This is a genomic window from Niallia sp. WK069_GA_01 (assembly GCF_983173855.1).
In genome coordinates, this window is record NZ_OZ470138.1 from 1668668 (window position 1) to 1690756 (window position 22089).

Sequence of the window (22089 nt, forward strand, 5' to 3'; positions counted from 1 at the left end):
TTAGAAAAAATTTTCATGCCGGGGTGTGAGTGTGAAATCATGTGTGTTTCTTATGGAGTTGCTTTCCACTACGGGTTGCTTCGCTTTCCGCGGGGTGGGAGCTCTGAGCCTCCTCAGCGTTGCCTTGCGGGGTCTTTAGCCTTCCCACCCTCCGTTACAAGCAACCTGTTTTAGAATAAGTTCTGGTCTTCGAATTTCATTACAAGGTAGTATTGTAAAACCATAGTAGCGTTGTTTTTATGTTATTATTTAACGTTATTCCACTAAAATGTGTCGCTTTTAGTCTATTCAATAAGGTGGGTGTTTTTACCAGTTCAATGACAGCAACTAATGAATCAAAACGGAAAGAAAGCCCCTATTTATAAGGAATAATGTTTGCAAAAAACACCATAAAAGATTAATCAATCATCCTTTTCTAATTGCTCTAAACCAAGTTAAGTCAATACATGAAGAAGGCTTTATAACTGCGAAATTTGATTTTTTAATTATTAAAATACACATTCAGACAAACAAATTTCGCACCATGAACGATGAAAATAGGCCGCTTGCTTGATTAAGTTCGTTGATAATTTGAAGCAGAGAGCAGGTGGAATACACGTCGATCGCCCACAGGAAAGCGATGTGTATTCCACCTGCGAAACCCTTTTTTCAGGATAGCATAACCAACTAAAAAAATGCATTTGAAAATTGCGGGGAAATATACTATAATAAATAGCAAATTGCATGAATAAAAACAAAGACGGAGAAAAGTAATTTATTGCTTTGATAAAGGGAGAAAATGCCTAAGACTGCAAGCATTTTTATCAAAAAGATAAATGAAGTTCACCTCCTGAGTTGGCATCGGGACCATTTCAACTTGAAGAAATGTAAAGATGTGCCGGTTTAATAGACCGTTATCCAAATGAAGTGAACTTGATGCTTTTTTTTATTGAGTTAATTAGGGTGGTAACGCGAATATACAAAACCTCGTCCCTTTATTGGGAGGGGTTTTTTTTATTGCCAAAAAACGCTTTTTAGCAAATTTGCTGCTATTACATGCAAATCGTGAAGGAGGAAACAATGTGGAAGCAAAATTAAAAGAACTGCAGGCAGAAGCTTTACAAGCGATTGCAACAGCAGAAAATGTGAAACAACTAAATGATATTCGAATTGCTTATCTTGGAAAAAAAGGACCAATCACAGAAGTGCTAAAAGGAATGGGCAAACTTTCAGCTGAAGAGCGCCCGAAAATGGGAGCATTAGTAAATGTTATCCGGGATGAAATTACAAGCCAAATAGAAGAAAAACAGCAAGTTTTAGAAGAAGCAGAAGTACAGAAGAAAATTGAGGCAGAAACAATTGATATTAGCTTGCCTGGCCGGCCGATTGCTGTAGGAAATCACCATTCTTTAACAAGAGTGATTGAAGAAGTAGAAGATTTATTTATCGGCATGGGATATACAGTAGAAGAAGGCCCAGAAGTAGAAGTAGATTATTACAATTTTGAAGCATTGAATTTGCCAAAAAATCATCCAGCACGTGATATGCAGGATTCATTCTATATTACAGAAGAACTGTTATTGCGTACACATACTTCTCCTGTACAAGCTCGTACAATGGAAAAGCATAAAGGAAAAGGTCCTGTAAAAATCATCTGTCCTGGTAAAGTATATCGTCGTGACAACGATGATGCTACGCATTCCCATCAATTTATGCAGATTGAAGGACTTGTAGTAGATGAAAATATCCGTATGAGTGATTTAAAAGGAACATTGGAAGTTTTTGCGAAGAAAATGTTTGGTGAAGATCGAGAAATCCGTTTGCGCCCAAGCTTCTTCCCATTTACAGAACCGTCTGTTGAAGTGGATATTTCGTGCAGCATCTGTAAAGGAAGCGGTTGTAGTGTATGTAAAGGAACAGGTTGGATAGAGGTATTAGGTGCAGGTATGGTGCATCCAAATGTGTTGGAAATGGCTGGCTTTGATTCGAAGAAATATTCTGGATTCGCTTTTGGAATCGGTGCAGAGCGCATCGCGATGTTAAAATACGGAGTGGATGATATCCGACATTTCTATACAAATGACATTCGTTTCTTAAAGCAGTTTTCAGTACCGGAATATTAAGTTGGAGGAGAAGAATAATGTTAGTATCCTATAAATGGTTAAGTGAATATGTAGATATTAAAGATGTAAGTCCACAAGAGCTGGCAGATAAAATTACTAAGGGCGGCATTGAAGTCGAAGGGGTAGATGTTTTAAACGAAGGCATAAAAAATGTCGTAGTCGGATATGTTCTAGAAAGAGAACAGCATCCAAATGCAGATAAATTAAATAAATGTTTAGTGGACATTGGCGAAGACGAACCAACTCAAATTATTTGTGGTGCAAAAAATGTAGATAAAGGCCAAAAGGTTGCAGTAGCAAAAGTGGGTGCTGTTCTACCAGGAAATTTTAAAATTAAAAAAGCAAAGCTGCGCGGTGAAGAATCCAATGGAATGATTTGTTCCTTGCAAGAGCTTGGTATTGAAAGCAAGCTAATCGCTAAAGATTATGCAGAAGGTATTTTCGTTTTTCCGAGTGATGTAGAAGTCGGGAAAGATGCACTAGAATACTTAGAGCGTGATGATTCTGTGTTGGAATTAGGGCTGACGCCTAACCGTTCAGACTGCTTAAGCATGCTTGGAGTTGCTTATGAAGTAGCTGCAGTTCTTGGAAAAGAAGTTCTGCTACCAGAAGTTGACTATGCTAAGGCTGGGGGGAAAGCATCTGATTATGTGCAAGTAAAGGTAGAAAACAAAGAAGATGCTCACAGTTATACAGCAAAAATCATTAAAAATGTAAAAATTGCTCCATCCCCACTTTGGATGCAAGGAAGATTAATGGCAGCAGGTATTCGTCCTCATAATAATGTTGTTGATATTACCAATTATATTTTATTAGAATACGGCCAGCCGCTGCATGCATTCGATTACGACCGTTTAGGGTCAAAAGAAATTCTTGTGAGAAGAGCAAAAAAAGATGAAACTATCGTAACATTGGATGAGGCGAAGCGGGTGCTTTCAGAAGATAATTTAGTCATTACAAACGGTGAAACAACAGTAGCAGTTGCCGGTGTAATGGGTGGAGCAAACTCGGAAGTGCAGTCTGATACAACAACTGTTTTATTAGAAGCAGCTTATTTTAACAGCAATGTAATCCGCAAGTCTTCAAAAGTGTTGAATTTACGAAGTGAAGCAAGTGCACGATATGAAAAAGGCATTGATCCAAATCGTGTTCGTGCTGCAGCAGAAAGAGCAGTGCAGCTTCTTCATTTATATGCAGGAGGAGAAATAGTAGAAGGGGAAGTAGTTGTTGATAATGTAACAGCTGAACCAAAAACTGTTTCGATTTCCATAGAGAAAATCAATAAAGTACTAGGTACTTCTTTACAAGTTGAAGAAGTAAATGATATTTTTGCAAGACTTCAATTTGAAACAGCTGTGGAAGATGCTGTGTTTACTGTAACGGTGCCAACAAGAAGAAATGATATTACAATTGAAGAGGACTTGGTAGAAGAAGTAGCACGCCTTTATGGATATGATGAAATTCCAACAACATTGCCAATCGGGGAAAGTGTGCCTGGTGCTTTATCTCCTTATCAGAAGAAACGCCGTACGGTTCGCAAATATTTAGAAGGTGCTGGGCTGTTCCAAGCGATCACATATGCTTTAACAAGTGAAAAGAAAGTGCAGCAGTTTGCATTAGAAACAAGAAAACCAGTTCGTTTAAGCATGCCAATGAGTGAAGAGCGCAGTTTATTGCGCCAAAGCATTATTCCACAATTATTGGAAGTAGTAAAATACAATAGTGCACGTCAAAATGATAGTCTGGCTGTTTATGAAACTGGTGTTGTTTTCTTGGCAAATGAAGGTGCGGAGAATGAACTTCCAGAAGAACGAGAGCATGTAGCCGGAGCAATTACTGGTTTATGGCATGCAAATCCTTGGCAAGGCGAGAAAAAAGCAGTTGATTTCTTTGTGATGAAAGGTGTGCTGGAAGGCTTGTTCCAAAAGCTTGGTGTTGCAGAGCAAATTTCTTTTGCAAGAGGAGCAATGGATAGTTTGCATCCAGGCAGAACAGCAACTATTCTTTTTAACAACGAAGTTATAGGCTTTGTCGGCCAAGTGCATCCACAAGTTCAAAATGATTTAGATATTAAAGAAACGTATTGCTTTGAATTAAACTTAAGCAAGCTTTTAGCTGCAGATGTAGAGGAACTTCAATATTCGATTATCCCTCGTTTCCCTTCTGTAACGCGAGATATAGCTTTAGTAGTCGATAAGACAATCTTAGCTGGGGATATTCAAACTATCATCGTAGAAGCCGGCGGTAAGTTATTAAAAGAAGTGCAAGTATTTGACTTGTATGAAGGCGATAAAATGGAAGAAGGCAAAAAATCAATTGCTTATACGTTAAAATATTTTGATCCAGAACAAACATTAACGGACGAAATGATTACAAAAGCCCATGATAAAGTATTAACAGCAGTCAAAGAAAAAGCTGGGGCTGTTTTAAGAGGGTAAAGTAGTATAGAAGCCTGAAATTTTGCAGTTATACTATTTTAATACGCTGGCTGTCTCTTATGGAGGCAGTCTTTTTTTGTGTGGAAAATAGGAGATTTTGTCGAAAAGTCGATAAGTGGAGAAAAAAAGAAGATAAACGAAAAAAAGCGATAATAAATGATGAAAAAAACAAGATAAAGTGAAAAGAATGAATACATACTCCTGATAAAACGGATGAATGACAAAAAATAGAGCAAATTGTAAAACCATGACTTATTTTGAAAGGGTTTGACTTCCCACTCTAGAACGGTCATGTTATGATATAGAATAGGATTCTTATGATTGGAGGCATAAAATGTGACAGATACACCAAAAAACCGCACCAGTGTTGAAATATACGGTACACAATATGTAATAATAGGTGAAGAATCGTCAAGCCATGTTCGCTTGGTTGCCTCTATAGTGGATAAAAAAATGCGGGAGCTTTATGCAAAGAATCCATCACTTGCCCTTGATTTAAATAAATTAGCCGTACTGACTACTGTTAATATAGTGAATGATTATATAAAATTATTAGATCGAGTGGAACAGCTGGAAAATGAATTAAAAAAAGAAAAGGACTGAAAAGGTCATGTTGGATTTTATTATCATTATTTTATTGGTATTTGGTCTAGTAAGGGGACTAAAAAGAGGCTTTATTTTACAAATGGTCCATTTAACTGGATTTATTGTTGCCTTTATTGTGGCAAATAAATATTACATACCTTTATCTACAAAGTTGACCCTATGGGTACCTTATCCAAATGTAGGAGAAAATAGTCTTGTTACGACCCTATTTGGCAATGCAAATCTGGAAGATGTATTTTATCGTGCCATTGCATTTGTGCTGATTTTTTTTGCTGTGAAAATTGTATGGCAAATAATTGGCAGTATGATAGATTTTGTTGCTAGTTTACCGGTATTAAAGCAGCTTAATACATGGGCTGGTGCAATTCTAGGTTTTATTGAGGTTTATTTGGTTTTATTTATACTTTTATATATTGCAGCACTTCTGCCGATTGAAATGATCCAAAATAATTTGAATAAATCGAGCATTGCAGCGGGCATTATAGAAAATACCCCTTATTTTTCTGGGAAAATAAAAGCACTTTGGTTTGATTATATGGCTTCTTAAATGAGCATAAAACTCTTCTAGCAATGTATATGATGCCAGAAGAGTTTTTGCTGTTCTTATAACTGAAGGTATGCGCCTATTACCTGAAAACGTACAGAACATGTTATGATACTATTATTGTGAAAGAATGGATAGAAGCAGGTGATAAACGATGAATTTGACAAAAAAAGAAGTAGTCCGTCTATTAGAACAGATAGCTGTTTATATGGAATTAAAAGGTGAAAATACATTTAAAGTCTCAGCCTTTCGAAAAGCTGCGGCAAGCTTAGAAAGTGATGAAAAAAACTTAACAGAAATAACGGATTATACAGCACTTCCCGGCATAGGAAAAGGTACAGCGGCAGTCATAGAGGAATATGTTTCAACAGGAAAATCTTCCGTGTTGCAAGAGCTTAAGGAAGAAGTACCAAAGGGATTAATTCCACTGCTGCAGCTTCCAGGTTTGGGAGGGAAAAAAATCGCCAAGCTATACAAAGAGCTTTCCGTGAAAAATGCAGAGGATTTACAAGCTGCTTGTACAGAAGGAAAAGTTCAAAAACTAAGTGGCTTTGGAAAAAAATCTGAAGAAAAAATAATGGAAGCATTACAAAATGTTGGGGCAAGACCAGACAGACTGCCAATTGCTTATATGTTGTCTGTTGCAGACTCCATTGAACAGGAATTAAAACAGATAGAAGAAATCAGCCGATATTCTCGAGCAGGAAGTTTAAGAAGAGTGCGGGAAACAATAAAAGATTTAGATTTCATTATTGCAGCAGATAATCCATCTGCTGTTAAAAATAAATTAATCATGCTTCCGTCGATTAAAGAAATAACGGGTGCTGGCAATACGAAAGTAAGCATCGTATTAGACTTAAAATACGATGTTTCCGTAGATTTCCGCATCGTGTCAGAAGCCGAATTCGCGACAACGCTCCATCATTTTACTGGATCAAAGGAACATAATGTAAGAATGAGACAGCTAGCAAAGGAACGGGGCGAAAAAATCAGTGAGTATGGCGTCGAAAAGGTAGAAACAGGCGAAATACTAACATTTACAACAGAAGAAGATTTTTATCATCATTTTCAGCTGCCTTTTATTCCACCGGAGATGAGAGAGGACGGCAAAGAAGTAGAAGCATATAAAAAGGACAGTACGATTATATCGATTGAAGATATTAAAGGCGATTTACATATGCATTCCACTTGGAGCGATGGTGCATTTTCTATTGAGGAAATGGTAGAGGCAAACAGAGCTCGCGGTTATCAGTATATGGCAATCACTGATCACTCTCACTATTTAAAAGTGGCAAACGGGCTAACACCAGAGCGTCTACGCGAACAGATTCAAGTAATAAGACAATTAAATGAAAAATATGATGATATTACGATACTGGCTGGTATCGAAATGGATATTCTTCCAGATGGTTCATTAGACTATGAAGATAGTTTATTGGCTGAACTCGATATTGTCATTGCATCGATTCATTCTGCCTTCTCTCAACCAAAGGACAAAATAATGGAACGATTAACAAAAGCGATGCAAAATAAATATGTCGATATAATCGCGCATCCAACAGGCAGAAAAATTGGCATAAGAGACGGTTATGAAGTAGACATCGAACAGTTAATCTTAATGGCAAAAGAAACAAATACATTATTAGAATTGAATAGTAATCCGAATCGTTTGGATTTACAGGCGAAATACGTGAAAATGGCCCAAGATAAAGGGGTAAAGATTATTATTAATACAGATGCACATCATACAAAAGAGTTAAATAATATGATCATTGGCGTATCTACTGCCAAAAAAGGCTGGATACAAAAAGATACTGTAATAAATACGATGGAAAAAAGAGATTTTCTGGAATTTTTACAAAAAAAGAAACAGTAATCGGTATTTAAATGGAAGACTAAAATGGGAAGAAGCTTATAGTGTAAGTGAGACCTTCTTTGGGAAGTAATTATTTCTCTGCCATTTAATAAACAACCATTACTAGAAGAGAAAAGTAGCAAAGGAGAAACCTCCATGCAGGAAAGAGTATTAAAAACTTTAGAGTTTGATAAAATCAAAAAACAATTAGCTGAACATGTATCCTCTTCTTTAGGACAATGGAAAGCTGAACAACTAGTTCCTTCCACAGAGTTTGATGAAGTAGTTCGCTGGCAGGAAGAAACAGATGAGGCTGCAAAAATATTTCGAATGCGCGGTAATATACCGTTAAATGGGATTTATGATATTCGTCCACACGTAAAGCGATCCTCAATCGGCGGAATGCTGAGTCCTTTAGAACTAATTCAGATCGCAAATACCGTACATGCAAGCAGACAAATAAAAAGGTTTATCGAAGAATTCCACGAAGAAGATGCTGTACCAATTCTTGCGGAACTTGTAGAAGAAATGATGGTATTAGTTGAAGTGGAAGAAGAAATTACCATGGCAATAGATGAGCAAGGTGTAGTGATGGACAGTGCAAGTGAAGCATTAAGAAGTCTCAGAGCTCAGCTGCGGAGGAATGAATCAAAGGTAAGAGAAAAGCTAGAAAGTATGATTCGCTCATCGAATGCACAAAAGATGCTTTCGGATGCAATTATTACGATTCGTAATGACCGTTTTGTTATTCCAGTTAAACAAGAGTACAGAGGAAATTACGGCGGCATCATTCATGATCAAAGTGCATCTGGTCAAACTCTTTTTATTGAGCCCCAATCTGTTGTTACACTCAACAATGAGCTTGCTGCCATTCGGGTGAAGGAACAACAAGAAATCGATCGTATTTTAACGCAATTAACTGCCATTGTTTCAGGATACAGTACAGAGCTTTTAGATATTGTTGCTGTATTAACGGAAGTGGATTTTATGTTTGCGAAAGCAAAATATGGACATCGATTAAAAGGCACAAAACCAACAATAAATAATAAAAGGAAGATTTCGCTTTTTAAAGCAAGACATCCTTTAATTCCTATCGAGCAAGTGGTCGCAAATGATGTGACACTTGGAGGCGATTTTTCGACGATTGTTATTACAGGGCCAAATACAGGGGGGAAAACCGTTACTTTAAAAACGGTTGGACTATGTACGCTGATGGCACAAGCAGGATTGCAAATACCGGCACTAGATGGTTCGGAAATGGGTGTTTTTGAAGCAGTATATGCAGATATTGGCGATGAGCAGTCCATTGAACAATCGCTAAGTACATTCTCCTCTCATATGGTTAATATTGTAAGTATCCTAGATAAAGTGGATGATAATAGCCTTGTGTTATTTGATGAATTAGGTGCAGGAACGGATCCACAAGAAGGAGCGGCACTCGCAATTTCCATATTAGATGAAGTGAACAGTCGTGGCGCTCGTGTTATCGCCACAACCCATTATCCTGAGCTAAAAGCGTATGGCTACAATCGGGATGGGGTTATAAATGCGAGCGTTGAATTTGATATTGAAACATTAAGCCCTACTTATAAATTATTAATTGGCGTACCAGGTAGAAGTAATGCCTTTGAAATAAGCAAGCGCCTTGGACTGCAAGAACATGTTATTGCTACTGCCAGAGCTCATGTTAGTGATGAAAGCAATAAAATAGAGAACATGATTGCGTCATTAGAAGAAAGCAGGAAAAATACAGAAGAAGAATATAAGGATGCACAAGATTTATTAAAGCAGGCAGAAATGCTTCACCATGATTTGCAAAAGCAAGTAATGGACTATTATGAGAAAAAAGAAACCCTTCAAGAAAAGGCAAAAAAACAAGCGGCAGAAATCATTGAAAATGCGAAACTAGAAGCAGAAACCGTTATCTCTGAGTTACGAAAAATGCAGCTAGAAAAACGAGCGGAAATAAAAGAACATGAACTAATTGATGCAAGAAAACGATTAAGTGATGCTGCTCCAAAAACATCCGTTAAACGAAATCAAACCTCCACCAAAACTGATCATGTATTTCAGCCAGGTGAAGAGGTAAAAGTGTTAACATTTGGTCAAAAAGGGCAATTGTTAGAAAAAACTTCTGATAAAGAATGGCAAGTTCAGATCGGCATAATGAAAATGAAAGTAAAAGAAAAAGATCTAGAATTTATTAAAGCGCCAAAAATAGTAGAAACGAAACCGCTGGCAACTATTAGAGGGAAAGATTATCATGTGAGCCTAGAGTTGGATTTACGTGGAGAAAGATTTGAAAATGCTTTATCCAGGGTCGAAAAATACATCGATGACAGCTTGCTGGCAGGATATCCAAGAGTATCAATTATTCATGGAAAAGGAACAGGTGCATTAAGAACAGGAGTGCAAGAATACTTGAAAAATCATCGATCTGTGAAAAGTATTCGCTTTGGTGAAGCGGGAGAAGGCGGAAGTGGTGTTACGGTCGTTGAATTAAAATAATTCGTCATGAGAGAGGGATTAGATAGAAAACGAATAGAGGAGAAAGTGCATGAATCAATTTTGGAATAATGAATATGTAAAAACTGCTGGTGATTATAGTGTTGTTATTTTAAGCATGGTTGTCTTTTTATCTGTTTTTGAATTGGTGACAAAATATAATAATTGGGAAGAAATAAAAAGAGGGAATATTGCTGTGGCGATGGCGACAGGTGGAAAAATATTTGGGATAGCCAATATATTTAGACACTCGATTATGCAGAATGATTCTTTACTAACCATGATTGTATGGGGAGTGTATGGATTCTTTTTATTACTGGTTGGTTATTTTATCTTTGAATTTTTAACACCTAAATTTAAAATAGATGAAGAAATAAAAAATGATAATAGAGCAGTTGGATTAATTTCCATGATTATCTCCATTGGTTTATCCTATGTAATTGGCTCAGGAATTTCCTGAAATTAGACTTATTAATGTGATTGCTATTCAGACAAAAGCTCCACTGATTTATCGGAAAAATACGTGATTTCTTTGTAGACATTATACAAAGAAAACGCGTGTTTTTTTTGTGTGAAAAGACAAAGAAGACCTCCCTGCAATAAATTTTGCACCATGGCGCATAAAAGAAGCAGGTTTCTATTTTGTTATATGGCCTAAGTTTGAAGAAGAGAGCAGGCTGCGGACTATTCGAGAGAGTTAAAGCCGCTTTTCAGCGTAGCCCTTTTTTAATAAGGGCGTATTTTAATTAACTGAAGTGAGTTCCTCAACATATAATAAGCTAGTACAAGAGACAAGCAGATTATCAAAAGGAGGAAGAAATATGCATCGGGAAAAACCATGGTTGGACCTTTATCCAAAACAAACAGCAAAAAACGTTTATTATCGGGCAGATACTCTACAGCAACTATTAAAAAATGCTGCAAAAGAATATCCAAAACATAAAGCCATTCACTTTATGGGAAAAGAATGGACATTTCAATATATATATAATAAAGCACAGACCTTAGCAGCTTACCTACAAAAGCTTGGATTAAAGAAAGGAGACAGGGTAGCCATTATGCTGCCAAATACTCCGCAAACTGTTATAAGCTTTTATGCCGTTCTTTTAGCAGGAGGAATTGCTGTACCGACAAATCCCCTTTATAAAGAAAGAGAAGTACAGTTTATGTTAAAAGATTCTGGAGCACAAATGATCATCACATTAGACCTTCTCTATGATCGAATACAACAAGCAAAAGTCGATACGGAGCTTAAACATATTATTGTAACAAAAATCCAAGATTTTCTACCATTCCCTAAAAACTTCCTCTATTCAATCATGCAAAAAAAACAACAAGGAAAATCCTCTCCTATTAATGAAAATGAATTCACGCATAAGTTATCCAATATATTAAAAAAACCATCCGCAGAAGTAGTGGAATATCCAACTGATTTTGAAGAAGATATCGCTATTCTCCAATACACTGGTGGAACAACCGGTTTCCCGAAAGGTGTTATGTTGACACATCAAAATTTAATTGCGAACACATCGATGTGTCGTCAATGGCTGTACCGTATGAAAAAAGGGGAGGAACGAATGCTTGGCATTATGCCTCTCTTTCATGTATATGGTTTGATGACTGTCATGGTATTATCTGTGATGGAAATATACAAAATGATCTTAGTTCCTAAATTTGATGCAACGACCACGCTAAAAACAATTCATAAGCAAAAGCCAACAATCTTCCCTGGTGCGCCTACTATTTATATCGGACTTCTAAACCATCCACAAATAGAAAAATATGATCTTTCCTCCATTACCGGTGCGATAAGCGGATCTGCGCCATTACCAGTTGAAATAATAGAAAGATTTCAGAAGAAAACGGGTGGTAAATTAGTGGAAGGTTACGGACTAACCGAAACCTCTCCAGTAACACATGTTAATTTCCTTTGGGACCATGAAATTGTAAAAGGGAGCATTGGAGTGCCGTGGCCAGGAACGGATGCAGCGATTTTTTCACCAGAAACAGGACAGAAACTTCCTGCAGGAGAAATTGGAGAATTAGGAATTAAAGGGCCACAAGTCATGAAAGGGTACTGGAATAATCCCGAAGAAACAGAAAAGGTACTAAAGGATGGATGGCTGTTAACAGGTGATGTAAGTTATATGGATGAAAAAGGATATTTTTACATCGTTGACCGAAAAAAAGATATGATTATTGCGAGCGGATTTAATATCTATCCAAGGGAAGTAGAAGAAGTATTATATGAGCATCCAGATGTAGAAGAGGCAGCAGTTGTTGGTGTACAAGACCCGTATCGTGGGGAAACAGTAAAAGCATTTATTGTATTAAAAAAAGGAGCTGAAGTGTCAGCAGAAGATCTAAATAACTTTATGAGAAAACGAATTGCATCATTTAAAGTACCACGCTTATATGAATTTCGAACAGAATTGCCAAAATCAGCAATTGGAAAAATCTTGCGTAGAGAATTAAGGAAGGAAAACAATCCGGATCAAAATAATATGGACAATGAAAGAAGTGATTCCTAATTGAATATTATTGTACTGCTTTCAAGAACGATTGATTCTGAACAAAAAATTACGGTACAAGACGATATGATCCAGACGGAAGATGTAGAATATGTAATTAACCCTCTGGATGAAGTTGCGTTGGAAGAAGCTATTCGTTTAAAAGAGAAACATGGCGGATCCATACTAGCGATAACAGCAGGAGAAGTGAATGCGGAAAAACAGCTGCGGCTTGCACTTGCAATCGGTGCGGATAAAGGGGCACTGTTAGTGGTGAATGATAGGAAAGAAGAACCCGCTAATATTGCATCTATATTGTCCTCCTATATTAAAACAATTCCATTCGATATTATTTTGGCAGGTTCCTTTACCATTGATGGAGGATCTGCACAAGTAGGACCACGTGTTGCAACAGCATTGAAAATTCCGTATATAAACAATATAGCAAAGTTGACGATAGAGAAAGACAAAGCAATCATTGAAAAACATTCATCCGAAGAGATCGAAACATACAGTGGCTCATTGCCTTTATTAGTAACAGTACCACAAGGTTTAAATGAACCAAGACTTCCTGCGCTTGCTGGAATTATGAAAGCAAAAAGAAAGCCATTAGAAAAAATCACTCCATTATTGAAACAATCGGAGTTAATAAAAACAAATCACTATCAATTTCCAACAGTGGAGAGACAAAATTTGTTTATTCAAGGAGATAGTGTGGAACAAGCTGCCCGATTGGCAAAACTGATAAAGAAAATTCAGTAGCTTTTTAGGAAGGGAGGGGTAAAAATGACAGAGAAAATAATGATTATTGGGGAAATGAACAAAGGCAAAATATGTTCCTTTACACTTGAATGCATAGCGGCAGCTGAGACAATAGCGGATGATGCAGAAATAGTTGTTGTATTATATGGAGAAGTGAAGGCAGCGTCTATAGTGGAAGAGCTGACTTATTATCATGTTGATAAAGTTATATGGGTAAAAGAGGAACCAGGTGCATTTACAGAAGAAGCATATGGACAATGTATATTAGCTATATTACAAAAGGAAAAACCGTCAAAAATAATAACGTCCCAAACTGATTTCGGAAAAAATATTGCTCCCTATATAAGTGAAGTAACAGCGATTCCACTTATCTCTAACGTAAAGGATATAAAAAAAGAAGTACATTCATTTTTAGTAACACGATCTATTTTTTCCGGAAAGCTAGATGAAATCATTCGATTGGAAACCGATGTTTTTATTGTTGCAATAAAACCAAACAGCTGGGATATGCCAGTGAAACGAGACAGAAAAGCAATTGCCGTAGAAGAGTACGTAATGACTGACACAAAACCAGTATTTTCTGTCGTAAAAGTGAAAAAAGAACAAGAAAATACGATTGATCTACTGGATGCTAAAGTAATTGTTGCAGGTGGAAGAGGAATAAAAAATAAAGAGGGAATGGAATTAGTAAAAAAATTGGCAACTACTCTTGGCGGTACGGTAGGCGTATCAAGAGGTGCTGTTGAATTAGGTCTTAGTGACTCATCCTTGCAAATTGGTCAAACGGGAAAAGCTGTCGCACCAGATATTTATATTGCTTGTGGAATTTCAGGAGCAATCCAACATATAGTCGGGATGAATGGAGCCAAGGTGGTTATTGCGATTAATAATGATCCAGACGCTCCCATATTTCAAGAAGCAGACTATTGCATTGTAGGAGATGTCTTTCAAGTTGTGCCATTGCTAATACAGCAGCTGGAGGATAGAGAATAATTATCGTCCCAAAGAGAAATGATGATTGATGCCTTCTATTATTTCTATATCGAATAGAACGTTTGATGGTTGGGGAAATTATGAACGAAACAAATTATTAGCATCACAACAAAAACGATGGTATACTTTCGATATTATAAGTTTAACACTTTGAGGAGGCAATATTTAATGGCTATATCACATGCAACAGATCAAAACTTTCAAACAGAAACAGGTACAGGGGTAGTACTTGCAGACTTTTGGGCACCTTGGTGCGGACCTTGTAAAATGATTGCACCAGTTTTAGAAGAATTAGACGCTGAAATTGGCGATAAAGTAAAAATTGTTAAAATCGATGTTGATGAAAACCAAGAATCAGCTTCTAAATTCGGTGTAATGAGCATCCCAACACTATTGGTTTTTAAAGATGGAGAAGTTGTGGATAAAGTAGTTGGCTTCCAACCAAAAGAAGCACTTGCTGAATTATTATCTAAACATGCTTAAAAATGTCGTGAAGAGCAAATTGTTCTTCACGTTTTTTCTTTTTCTAGAAAGTTAAAAACAAAATAGGATAAGTGATAACTTGACAGTTGTGTCCGTATCCAGGCTTTAACACTAGGACGCACTAATGCCAATAAAAACATAAGGACGTGGCGCTTTTAATAAGGAAGTATCTGCTTTTCGTGCTTTTTTGATAAGAAAAGTAGTGATTCTATTTCTCCATTTTTTCTGCTTAATCCCCTTTTATTTTCCATTCCTATCTTTTTTCTTGCTGAAACCCGCCTCCTCCACGTATCATAGATAATAGCATATAATGAACTGAACTCGGCAGTTAGACAAGTAGATTTATGCTCATTAACAGCAATGACACAATCACACAAAGCCTTATTTATACAAAGTGATGTAAAAAAGGCGAGAATTTGTCGACAGCCTGACCATTCAGGGAGGGAAGACTAGGAAGACTATGAATAATACAATAAAAAATAAACTGATGCTCTTACCTGATCAGCCTGGATGTTACTTAATGAAAGATAGACAAGGAACCGTGATATATGTAGGAAAAGCAAAGGTGCTAAAAAATCGAGTGCGTTCCTATTTTACTGGTTCCCATGATGGGAAAACATTAAGGCTTGTAAATGAAATCGAGGATTTTGAATATATTATTACATCATCTAATATGGAAGCATTACTATTAGAGATTAATTTAATTAAAAAATACGATCCAAAATATAATATCATGCTAAAAGATGACAAAAGCTATCCTTTCATCAAGCTGACAGCGGAAAAGCATCCTCGTTTAATTACAACAAGAAAAGTAAAAAAAGATAAAGGCAAATATTTTGGGCCATATCCGAATGTACAAGCAGCAAACGAAACAAAAAAACTGCTTGATCGTATTTATCCATTAAGAAAATGTTCTACTTTGCCTGACAGAGTATGCTTATATTATCATCTTGGTCAATGCCTGGCACCATGTATAAAAGATATTCAGCAACAAGAATATCGACAAATGGTCGATGAAATCACGAAATTTCTTAACGGCGGCTATAAAGAGATAAAAAAAGAATTAACAATGAAAATGACTGCTGCTGCAGAAGAATTGGATTTCGAAAGGGCTAAAGAATTTCGGGATCAAATCGCTCATATTGAAGCAACAATGGAAAAACAGAAAATGATGATGACTGATTTAGTTGATCGGGATGTATTTGGATTTTCGTATGATAAGGGCTGGATGTGTGTGCAAGTCTTTTTTATTCGTCAAGGAAAATTGATTGAACGGGATGTTAGCATGTTTCCGATTTATCAAGAGCCAGAAGAAGAAATGCTCACCTATTTTGGCCAGTTTTATGCAAAAGATAATCATTTTAAACCGAAAGAAATATTAATTCCGAATAGTATTCAAGGGGAAATGGTAGAAGAACTTTTGAATGTGAAGGTGTTAAAGCCGCAAAAAGGGCAAAAGAAAGAACTTGTTTTGTTAGCTAATAAAAATGCCAAAAATGCATTAAATGAAAAGTTTGCGTTAATTGATCGAGATGAAGAAAGAACGATTAAAGCAGTTGAAAATTTAGGGCAGCAGATGGGCATTTATACGCCCCATCGAATAGAGTCATTTGATAACAGTAATATACAAGGCACAGACCCGGTATCTGCGATGATTGTATTTATAGATGGAAAACCGGCAAGAAAAGAATATCGGAAATACAAAATAAGAACCGTTCAAGGCCCAGACGACTACGAGTCCATGCGAGAAGTAGTAAGACGAAGATATCAGCGTGTGTTAAAAGAAGGATTGCCTCTTCCTGATCTAATCGTAATTGATGGAGGAAAAGGCCAAATAGAAGCAGTCAAAGAAATACTATTATTCGAATTAGGTTTGGACATACCTGTTGCCGGATTGGCAAAAGATGAAAAACATCGAACTTCTCAATTATTGTATGGAAATCCATTGGAAATCATTTCATTGGCTAGAAATAGTCAAGAATTTTATTTGCTGCAACGTATCCAAGATGAAGTTCACCGATTTGCAATTACCTTTCATCGTCAAATTCGCGGGAAAAACGCCTTCCAATCATTACTAGATGATATTCCAGGAATTGGGGAGAAGCGACGAAAGCTACTATTAAAAACATTCGGCTCGGTAAAAAAAATGAAAGAAGCAACAATCGAAGAATTCAGGGAAATCGGCATACCTGCAAACGTAGCAGAAGAGTTATTGACAAAATTGAAGGAATAAGAGGAAAACTAAATACAGCACAAGCGTTTCAAGGCTCCTAAAGAGCCAAAACAATGTGAATTTCTGCTGTGGTTTAACTTACAGCAATCTATACGAAAAGTGTCGGAATAAAAAACAATGTTGTATGATGAAAAACTCTATGCTATAATGATGGCAACTTATAACTTAATAAGTGAAGGTAGAGGTGCGAACTTCAAAAGTAATAATCCAGAGAAGGATGAGCTTCAAAGAAGGATTATGAAAGGGACAGTTTGCCGAAGTAAAGAAAAGCTCATTTTTTCTTTGCTGGTTTTGCATTGAATAAATGCAAGACTGTCAAAACAAGGAACTGTTTTGGAGGGCTATCTCACTGTTTGTGCACATTTTAATGGATTTTTCTGCACAGCAATGAGACGTTCTTCTCATTGCTTTTTTTAGTGTGCCGGGCATGTTCACTAGCTAGGCGGTGCAAGTCCGCTATGGGCGTTGGGATATGCGAACCATTAGTCGAAGGCAAGGGTGTCCGTGGTGACGCGGAATCTGAAGGAAGCCCTAGACAAATCCTTGGTCTGAGGTATACGAATCACATTAGAGGTTTTCATTTCAGGACGAGTTTGCTAAACAAAATGAAGTCCTAAATATCCCCGGATGAAATGAGAATAAATGTGGCAGATAGATGAGGAGAAAGCGAGTGAACTTACCCCGGGAGGTCTCTTGAATATCCTATTGGGAACCTATCTAGTGATAGATAGCTGAATCAAGAGAAGTCAGCCGAAGTCATAGTATCAAATCTAGGATTTGAGAAGGACGGAACGAAAGGAGCGACCGTGCTAGAGTTATTGATAAGGAAACGAGGAAACAGAAACAAAATGACTATACGAGAAAAGAAGGTTCGGAAAACCGGAGTTTCTCGGATAGAGTGGAGTTAGCCTTATGCAACCTCAACAGCATGGGAACAATATGAAATCAACGGTAAGTCTAATTATAAAGATAACAGAACTAGATAATTTGAACCATGCTTTCAAGAAGGTGGAAAGGAATAAAGGAGCAGCAGGAGTCGATGCGAAAGATATAGAAGCTACTCGCCTTTATTTGAAAGAAGAAGGTCAACAAATTAGAGAACTTATTAGAGAAGGAAAGTATAAACCAAAAGCAGTAAGAAGGGTGGATATCCCCAAACCGAACGGGGGAACAAGGAAACTTGGAATCCCTACCGTGACAGACAGAGTCATTCAACAAGCAATTGTGCAGAAACTTACCCCCATCTTTGAAAAACAATTTAGTTCGTATAGTTATGGATTTAGACCAAATAGAAGCGCACATCAAGCGATAGAACAAGCAAGACAATATATCGAAGATGGCTACAATTTTGTCGTAGACATAGACCTAGAGAAATTCTTCGACCGTGTTAACCATGACAAACTCATGTCGCTTATCGCGAAAACGATCACTGATAAACCAACCTTGAAACTAATCAGAAGATATCTCCAAGCAGGAGTGATGGACAATGGGTTAATTAAACCGAATACAGAAGGAACACCACAGGGTGGCCCATTAAGTCCGTTACTGAGCAACATCATGCTTCACGAATTAGATAAAGAATTAGAGAAGCGTGGGCACAAATTTGTGAGGTATGCAGATGATTGTAATATTTTCGTTAAAAGCAGGAAAGCAGGAGAACGAATAAAAGAAAGCATCACTCAATTTATCGAGAGAAAATTGAAGTTGAAGGTGAATCAGGAGAAAAGTGCGGTGGGAAAGCCGATAGCACGGATATTCTTAGGAGTAAGCTTCTACCAAAGAGGAAGGAAAACTAGAGTATTTGTGCCAAAAGAGCGGAAGAAAAGGTTCGAAGAAAAATTAAAGAAATGGACCAACCGAAATTGGGGAGTAAGCATGGAATTCCGTGTGAAGAAAATAAACCAACTGATACAAGGTTGGGGAAATTACTTTAAAATCGCGGATATCAAGCAATACGCACATAAAATCGATAGTCATACGAGACGTAGGTTAAGAGCGTGTAGGTGGAAAGAGTGGAAGAAGGTTAAAACGAAATATAAGAACCTTGTAAAACTTGGGATATATAAGGAAGAAGCTAAAAAGAACGCCAACTCCCGTAAGGGATATTGGCGCCTATCAAACAACCCTATATTACATCTTGCATTAAATAATCAATATTGGCAAGATCAAGGTTTAAAATCCTTATCGAAGGTGATTTCATAAACTTTCGAACCGCCGTATACCGAACGGTACGTACGGTGGTGTGAGAGGTCGGCACGGAAATGTGCCTCCTACTCGATTTGCCTAAAAAAGAGATTAATAGAGATGTTCTTTTTATTGATAAAAAAAGTGGCTAATTGGAATAGAACGAACAGAAAATACTTCTAAGAGTGCGTGTTCAAAAAGGAGGATAAAAAGGACCAACGAAGAAATTCGACGTGCCATGTTTATCGGAGTTTTTGAACAACCTTTAAGAGAAAAGAAAGTAGGGAATGCTGTGGGTTTAGTAGTACAAAAGTTCGGCGGAACATCAGTTGGAAGTGCAGAACGAATTAAAAATGTTGCCGAGCGAGTAATGGAAGAGAAAAATAGAGGAAATGAAGTGGTTGTTGTTGTTTCTGCAATGGGGAAAACAACGGATGAGCTAGTAAAACTTGCTGGTGAATTAACAGATCGTCCTTCGAAAAGAGAAATGGACGTATTACTTTCAACTGGTGAACAAATGACCATCAGTTTATTATCAATGGCATTAAATGCAAAACAAGTAGATGCGATTTCTTATACCGGCTGGCAAGCAGGAATTCAAACGGAAGCGGTTCATGGGAATGCACGCATTCTAAATATCGAAACAGAAAAGATGCACGCTCAATTAAAGGAAGGAAAAGTTGTCATTGTGGCAGGTTTTCAAGGGGTAACAGAAGATGGGGATATTACAACATTAGGGCGTGGTGGTTCAGATACAACGGCAGTAGCATTAGCAGCCGCTCTTAAGGCAGAAAAATGTGATATTTATACAGATGTAACTGGTGTGTATACAACAGACCCCCGTTATATTAAAAATGCAAGAAAATTATTGGCCGTATCTTATGACGAAATGCTAGAATTGGCGAATTTAGGTGCAGGCGTCCTACATCCAAGGGCTGTCGAATATGCAAAAAATTATCAAGTGCCACTTGTAGTACGCTCAAGTATGGAAAAAGAAGAAGGAACAATCATCGAGGAGGAAGTATCAATGGAGCAAAACTTGGTCGTAAGAGGTGTAGCGTTTGAAGATAATATTACTAGCGTAACGGTGTTTGGATTAAAAGATCCTTTAACAAGCCTTTCCACCATTTTTACGACATTAGCATCCCATCATATCAATGTGGATATTATTATTCAGAGCTTAACGGATCAACAAACACTAAATGTTTCATTTTCTATTAAAGACAGTGATCTAGCAGAAACATTACAAGTATTAGAAGAGAATCAATCTGTATTATCCTATGAAAAAGTAACTTCTGAACAAGGACTTGCAAAAGTATCTATTGTTGGATCTGGTATGATTTCTAATCCAGGTGTAGCGGCAGATATGTTTAAAGTATTGGCTTCAGAAGATATTGTCATCAAAATGGTAAGTACTTCTGAAATTAAAGTATCAACCGTTATTGAAAAAGAAAAAATGGTTCATGCAGTGGAAGCATTGCATGATGCGTTTGAATTAAGCAAAGTAGCTGTTGTCAACGCATAAAAAAGTGTGGATTTTTCTTTGTAGGCAATGAACGCCTTTAGAGGTGAAAATATAATGCGATATAGCAACGTACAAGAGATCTCATATGGGGTAACTCTTGTACGTTTTTTTGTAATTTTTTATAGAGTGAAAAGCAAAAGAATGTTTGTGGTAAACACCCGCAGCCTGTATACACTTCGCTTTCCGTGGGGCTCGCGCTGAGCCGCTTCGGCCCTTGGCCTGCAGGGTCTCAGCTGTCTCGCTAATCCCACAGGAGTCTACGTGTATTCAGGCTGCTCCATTTTCCAATCTATTTCATTTTTTTCTTGGTAAAAGAATTAGGTTTTAGAAAATCACCTTTAAAACAAAGTGAAATGGAGCGGAAGACACTCGACTCCTGCGGGAAGTAGAGGAAAGGCTTTAAACCCCGCAAGTAGCAACGAGGAGGCTCAAGCATAGCCCCGCGGAAAGCGAGTGCCTGTAGCGCAATGGAACAACATAGTTTTTATACTTAACTCTATTAAAAAACATAAATAACCAGTATAGGGAAGTAACCATTTACGTGCTAAATTAGAGAATGTTCGTCTTTACCTATTATCTATTTAGTTATGACTCAGCCTCTTCTTTTTTCGTATTAAATAGGGTCTTTGCTGTCCCAACGAACGGTAATCGTTATTTTTTTTCCGCGTCTTTTTGGATCTTCAAATGCTTCTGCCATTACCTTTTTTAGATGCTCATGCTGTTGTGCTAAATAACCTGCTTCTAGCTGAAAAGTACATTTTCCTTTTTCTTTTAATCTTTTTTCAATTAGGGGGCTTGTTAGGGTATACTCCATCTCATGCTTTGACTGCTTGCTAACTTCCAGTGTCCCCCAACCAGCTTTTTCAAAAAAGAGTCTAGCTTCTTCTATATTTTCAAGTGGAAACATTCTTGCCATTCTTTTCCCAGCCCAGTACAGCAATTCAGGAGTATCTCTTCCTAATAAATCTGGTATTAGTATTTCCCGAATTAATTCATAGCCATAAGCAGGAACTGTAAGAGGTTCTCCATCCACTCTTGATTTTCCTTCTACAGATGTTAAATCACTCAATAGTCTCTCCTCTTTCTATTATTCTATTATATATATTTCTAAAAATTATAAGATAAAGGGAATTAACAGAAATTAAAAAAATATATATTGCTTTAATAGGTTGTTTAAAAAGTCCGGTAAAAATGACACGTCGAATTTCTTCGTTGGTTTGCTTTTCCGCTTCTCACGTATTAACACCATACGCTCCGATGCTCGGGAGCAAACCGCCTCGAACTTCTTGGTCCTTTTTATCCTCTTTTTTGAACACGCACTTTAATAGTATACTGTAAATCCTTGAAAA

At 37.1% G+C, this 22089-nt stretch carries 15 protein-coding genes, 1 riboswitch and 1 other annotated feature; of the genes, 14 read left to right on the forward strand and 1 reads right to left on the reverse strand.

Annotated features, from left to right (window positions below; translation table 11 throughout):
• Window positions 1–727: 727 nt before the first annotated feature.
• Window positions 728–977, forward strand: a binding site (T-box leader).
• A gap of 84 nt (window positions 978–1061) precedes the next feature.
• The 14 genes from pheS (at window position 1062) to AC5LWL_RS07975 (ending at window position 20740) form a co-directional block, all read left to right on the forward strand.
• On the forward strand, window positions 1062–2102 hold the full coding sequence (gene pheS, locus AC5LWL_RS07910; RefSeq protein ID WP_493433798.1) for a phenylalanine--tRNA ligase subunit alpha: 1041 nt from the start codon (window positions 1062–1064) through the stop codon (window positions 2100–2102).
• A gap of 17 nt (window positions 2103–2119) precedes the next feature.
• Entirely contained in the window at window positions 2120–4540 is a 2421-nt protein-coding gene (gene pheT, locus AC5LWL_RS07915; protein ID WP_493433799.1) for a phenylalanine--tRNA ligase subunit beta, read from the forward strand.
• Window positions 4541–4876: 336 nt separating this feature from the next.
• Entirely contained in the window at window positions 4877–5143 is a 267-nt protein-coding gene (gene zapA, locus AC5LWL_RS07920; protein ID WP_493433800.1) for a cell division protein ZapA, read from the forward strand.
• A gap of 7 nt (window positions 5144–5150) precedes the next feature.
• Window positions 5151–5693, forward strand: a complete 543-nt coding sequence (locus AC5LWL_RS07925) for a CvpA family protein (protein WP_493433801.1) — start codon at window positions 5151–5153, stop codon at window positions 5691–5693.
• 151 nt (window positions 5694–5844) lie between these two features.
• Window positions 5845–7566 carry a DNA polymerase/3'-5' exonuclease PolX gene (gene polX, locus AC5LWL_RS07930; protein ID WP_493433802.1) on the forward strand — a complete coding sequence of 574 codons (1722 nt, stop codon included), beginning with the start codon at window positions 5845–5847 and terminating at the stop codon, window positions 7564–7566.
• Between the two features lie 135 nt (window positions 7567–7701).
• Window positions 7702–10053: an endonuclease MutS2 gene (locus AC5LWL_RS07935; RefSeq protein WP_493433803.1), complete on the forward strand. Its 2352-nt coding sequence runs from the start codon at window positions 7702–7704 to the stop codon at window positions 10051–10053.
• Window positions 10054–10102: 49 nt separating this feature from the next.
• A complete protein-coding gene (locus tag AC5LWL_RS07940; protein WP_493433804.1) occupies window positions 10103–10510 on the forward strand; it encodes a DUF350 domain-containing protein in 408 nt (135 codons plus the stop codon).
• A 361-nt stretch (window positions 10511–10871) separates the two neighbouring features.
• On the forward strand, window positions 10872–12581 hold the full coding sequence (locus tag AC5LWL_RS07945; RefSeq protein WP_493433805.1) for a long-chain-fatty-acid--CoA ligase: 1710 nt from the start codon (window positions 10872–10874) through the stop codon (window positions 12579–12581).
• Window positions 12582–13322: an electron transfer flavoprotein subunit beta/FixA family protein gene (locus AC5LWL_RS07950; protein ID WP_493433806.1), complete on the forward strand. Its 741-nt coding sequence runs from the start codon at window positions 12582–12584 to the stop codon at window positions 13320–13322.
• Window positions 13323–13346: 24 nt separating this feature from the next.
• Window positions 13347–14315: an electron transfer flavoprotein subunit alpha/FixB family protein gene (locus AC5LWL_RS07955; RefSeq protein ID WP_493433807.1), complete on the forward strand. Its 969-nt coding sequence runs from the start codon at window positions 13347–13349 to the stop codon at window positions 14313–14315.
• Window positions 14316–14483: 168 nt separating this feature from the next.
• On the forward strand, window positions 14484–14798 hold the full coding sequence (gene trxA, locus AC5LWL_RS07960; protein ID WP_493433808.1) for a thioredoxin: 315 nt from the start codon (window positions 14484–14486) through the stop codon (window positions 14796–14798).
• A gap of 460 nt (window positions 14799–15258) precedes the next feature.
• Window positions 15259–17031, forward strand: a complete 1773-nt coding sequence (uvrC, locus tag AC5LWL_RS07965) for an excinuclease ABC subunit UvrC (RefSeq protein WP_493433809.1) — start codon at window positions 15259–15261, stop codon at window positions 17029–17031.
• Between the two features lie 171 nt (window positions 17032–17202).
• Window positions 17203–17383, forward strand: a riboswitch (Lysine riboswitch).
• A gap of 560 nt (window positions 17384–17943) precedes the next feature.
• Window positions 17944–19233 (forward strand): group II intron reverse transcriptase/maturase, encoded by a 1290-nt coding sequence (gene ltrA / locus AC5LWL_RS07970; RefSeq protein ID WP_493433353.1) that lies wholly within the window; start codon window positions 17944–17946, stop codon window positions 19231–19233.
• Between the two features lie 274 nt (window positions 19234–19507).
• Window positions 19508–20740: an aspartate kinase gene (locus AC5LWL_RS07975; protein WP_493433810.1), complete on the forward strand. Its 1233-nt coding sequence runs from the start codon at window positions 19508–19510 to the stop codon at window positions 20738–20740.
• A 613-nt stretch (window positions 20741–21353) separates the two neighbouring features.
• Here AC5LWL_RS07975 and AC5LWL_RS07980 read toward each other — a convergent pair.
• Window positions 21354–21809 (reverse strand): YslB family protein, encoded by a 456-nt coding sequence (locus AC5LWL_RS07980; protein WP_493433811.1) that lies wholly within the window; start codon window positions 21807–21809, stop codon window positions 21354–21356.
• Window positions 21810–22089 lie beyond the last annotated feature (280 nt).

What these genes read in the sequence shown, in the direction of transcription:
- AC5LWL_RS07925 (WP_493433801.1), top strand. Translation starts at nt 5,151, where the DNA reads ATGTTGGATTTTATTATCATTATTTTATTGGTATTTGGTCTAGTAAGG.
- ltrA (WP_493433353.1), top strand. Translation starts at nt 17,944, where the DNA reads ATGCAACCTCAACAGCATGGGAACAATATGAAATCAACGGTAAGTCTA.
- AC5LWL_RS07935 (WP_493433803.1), top strand. Translation starts at nt 7,702, where the DNA reads ATGCAGGAAAGAGTATTAAAAACTTTAGAGTTTGATAAAATCAAAAAA.
- AC5LWL_RS07940 (WP_493433804.1), top strand. Translation starts at nt 10,103, where the DNA reads ATGAATCAATTTTGGAATAATGAATATGTAAAAACTGCTGGTGATTAT.
- trxA (WP_493433808.1), top strand. Translation starts at nt 14,484, where the DNA reads ATGGCTATATCACATGCAACAGATCAAAACTTTCAAACAGAAACAGGT.
- uvrC (WP_493433809.1), top strand. Translation starts at nt 15,259, where the DNA reads ATGAATAATACAATAAAAAATAAACTGATGCTCTTACCTGATCAGCCT.
- polX (WP_493433802.1), top strand. Translation starts at nt 5,845, where the DNA reads ATGAATTTGACAAAAAAAGAAGTAGTCCGTCTATTAGAACAGATAGCT.
- AC5LWL_RS07945 (WP_493433805.1), top strand. Translation starts at nt 10,872, where the DNA reads ATGCATCGGGAAAAACCATGGTTGGACCTTTATCCAAAACAAACAGCA.
- AC5LWL_RS07955 (WP_493433807.1), top strand. Translation starts at nt 13,347, where the DNA reads ATGACAGAGAAAATAATGATTATTGGGGAAATGAACAAAGGCAAAATA.
- pheT (WP_493433799.1), top strand. Translation starts at nt 2,120, where the DNA reads ATGTTAGTATCCTATAAATGGTTAAGTGAATATGTAGATATTAAAGAT.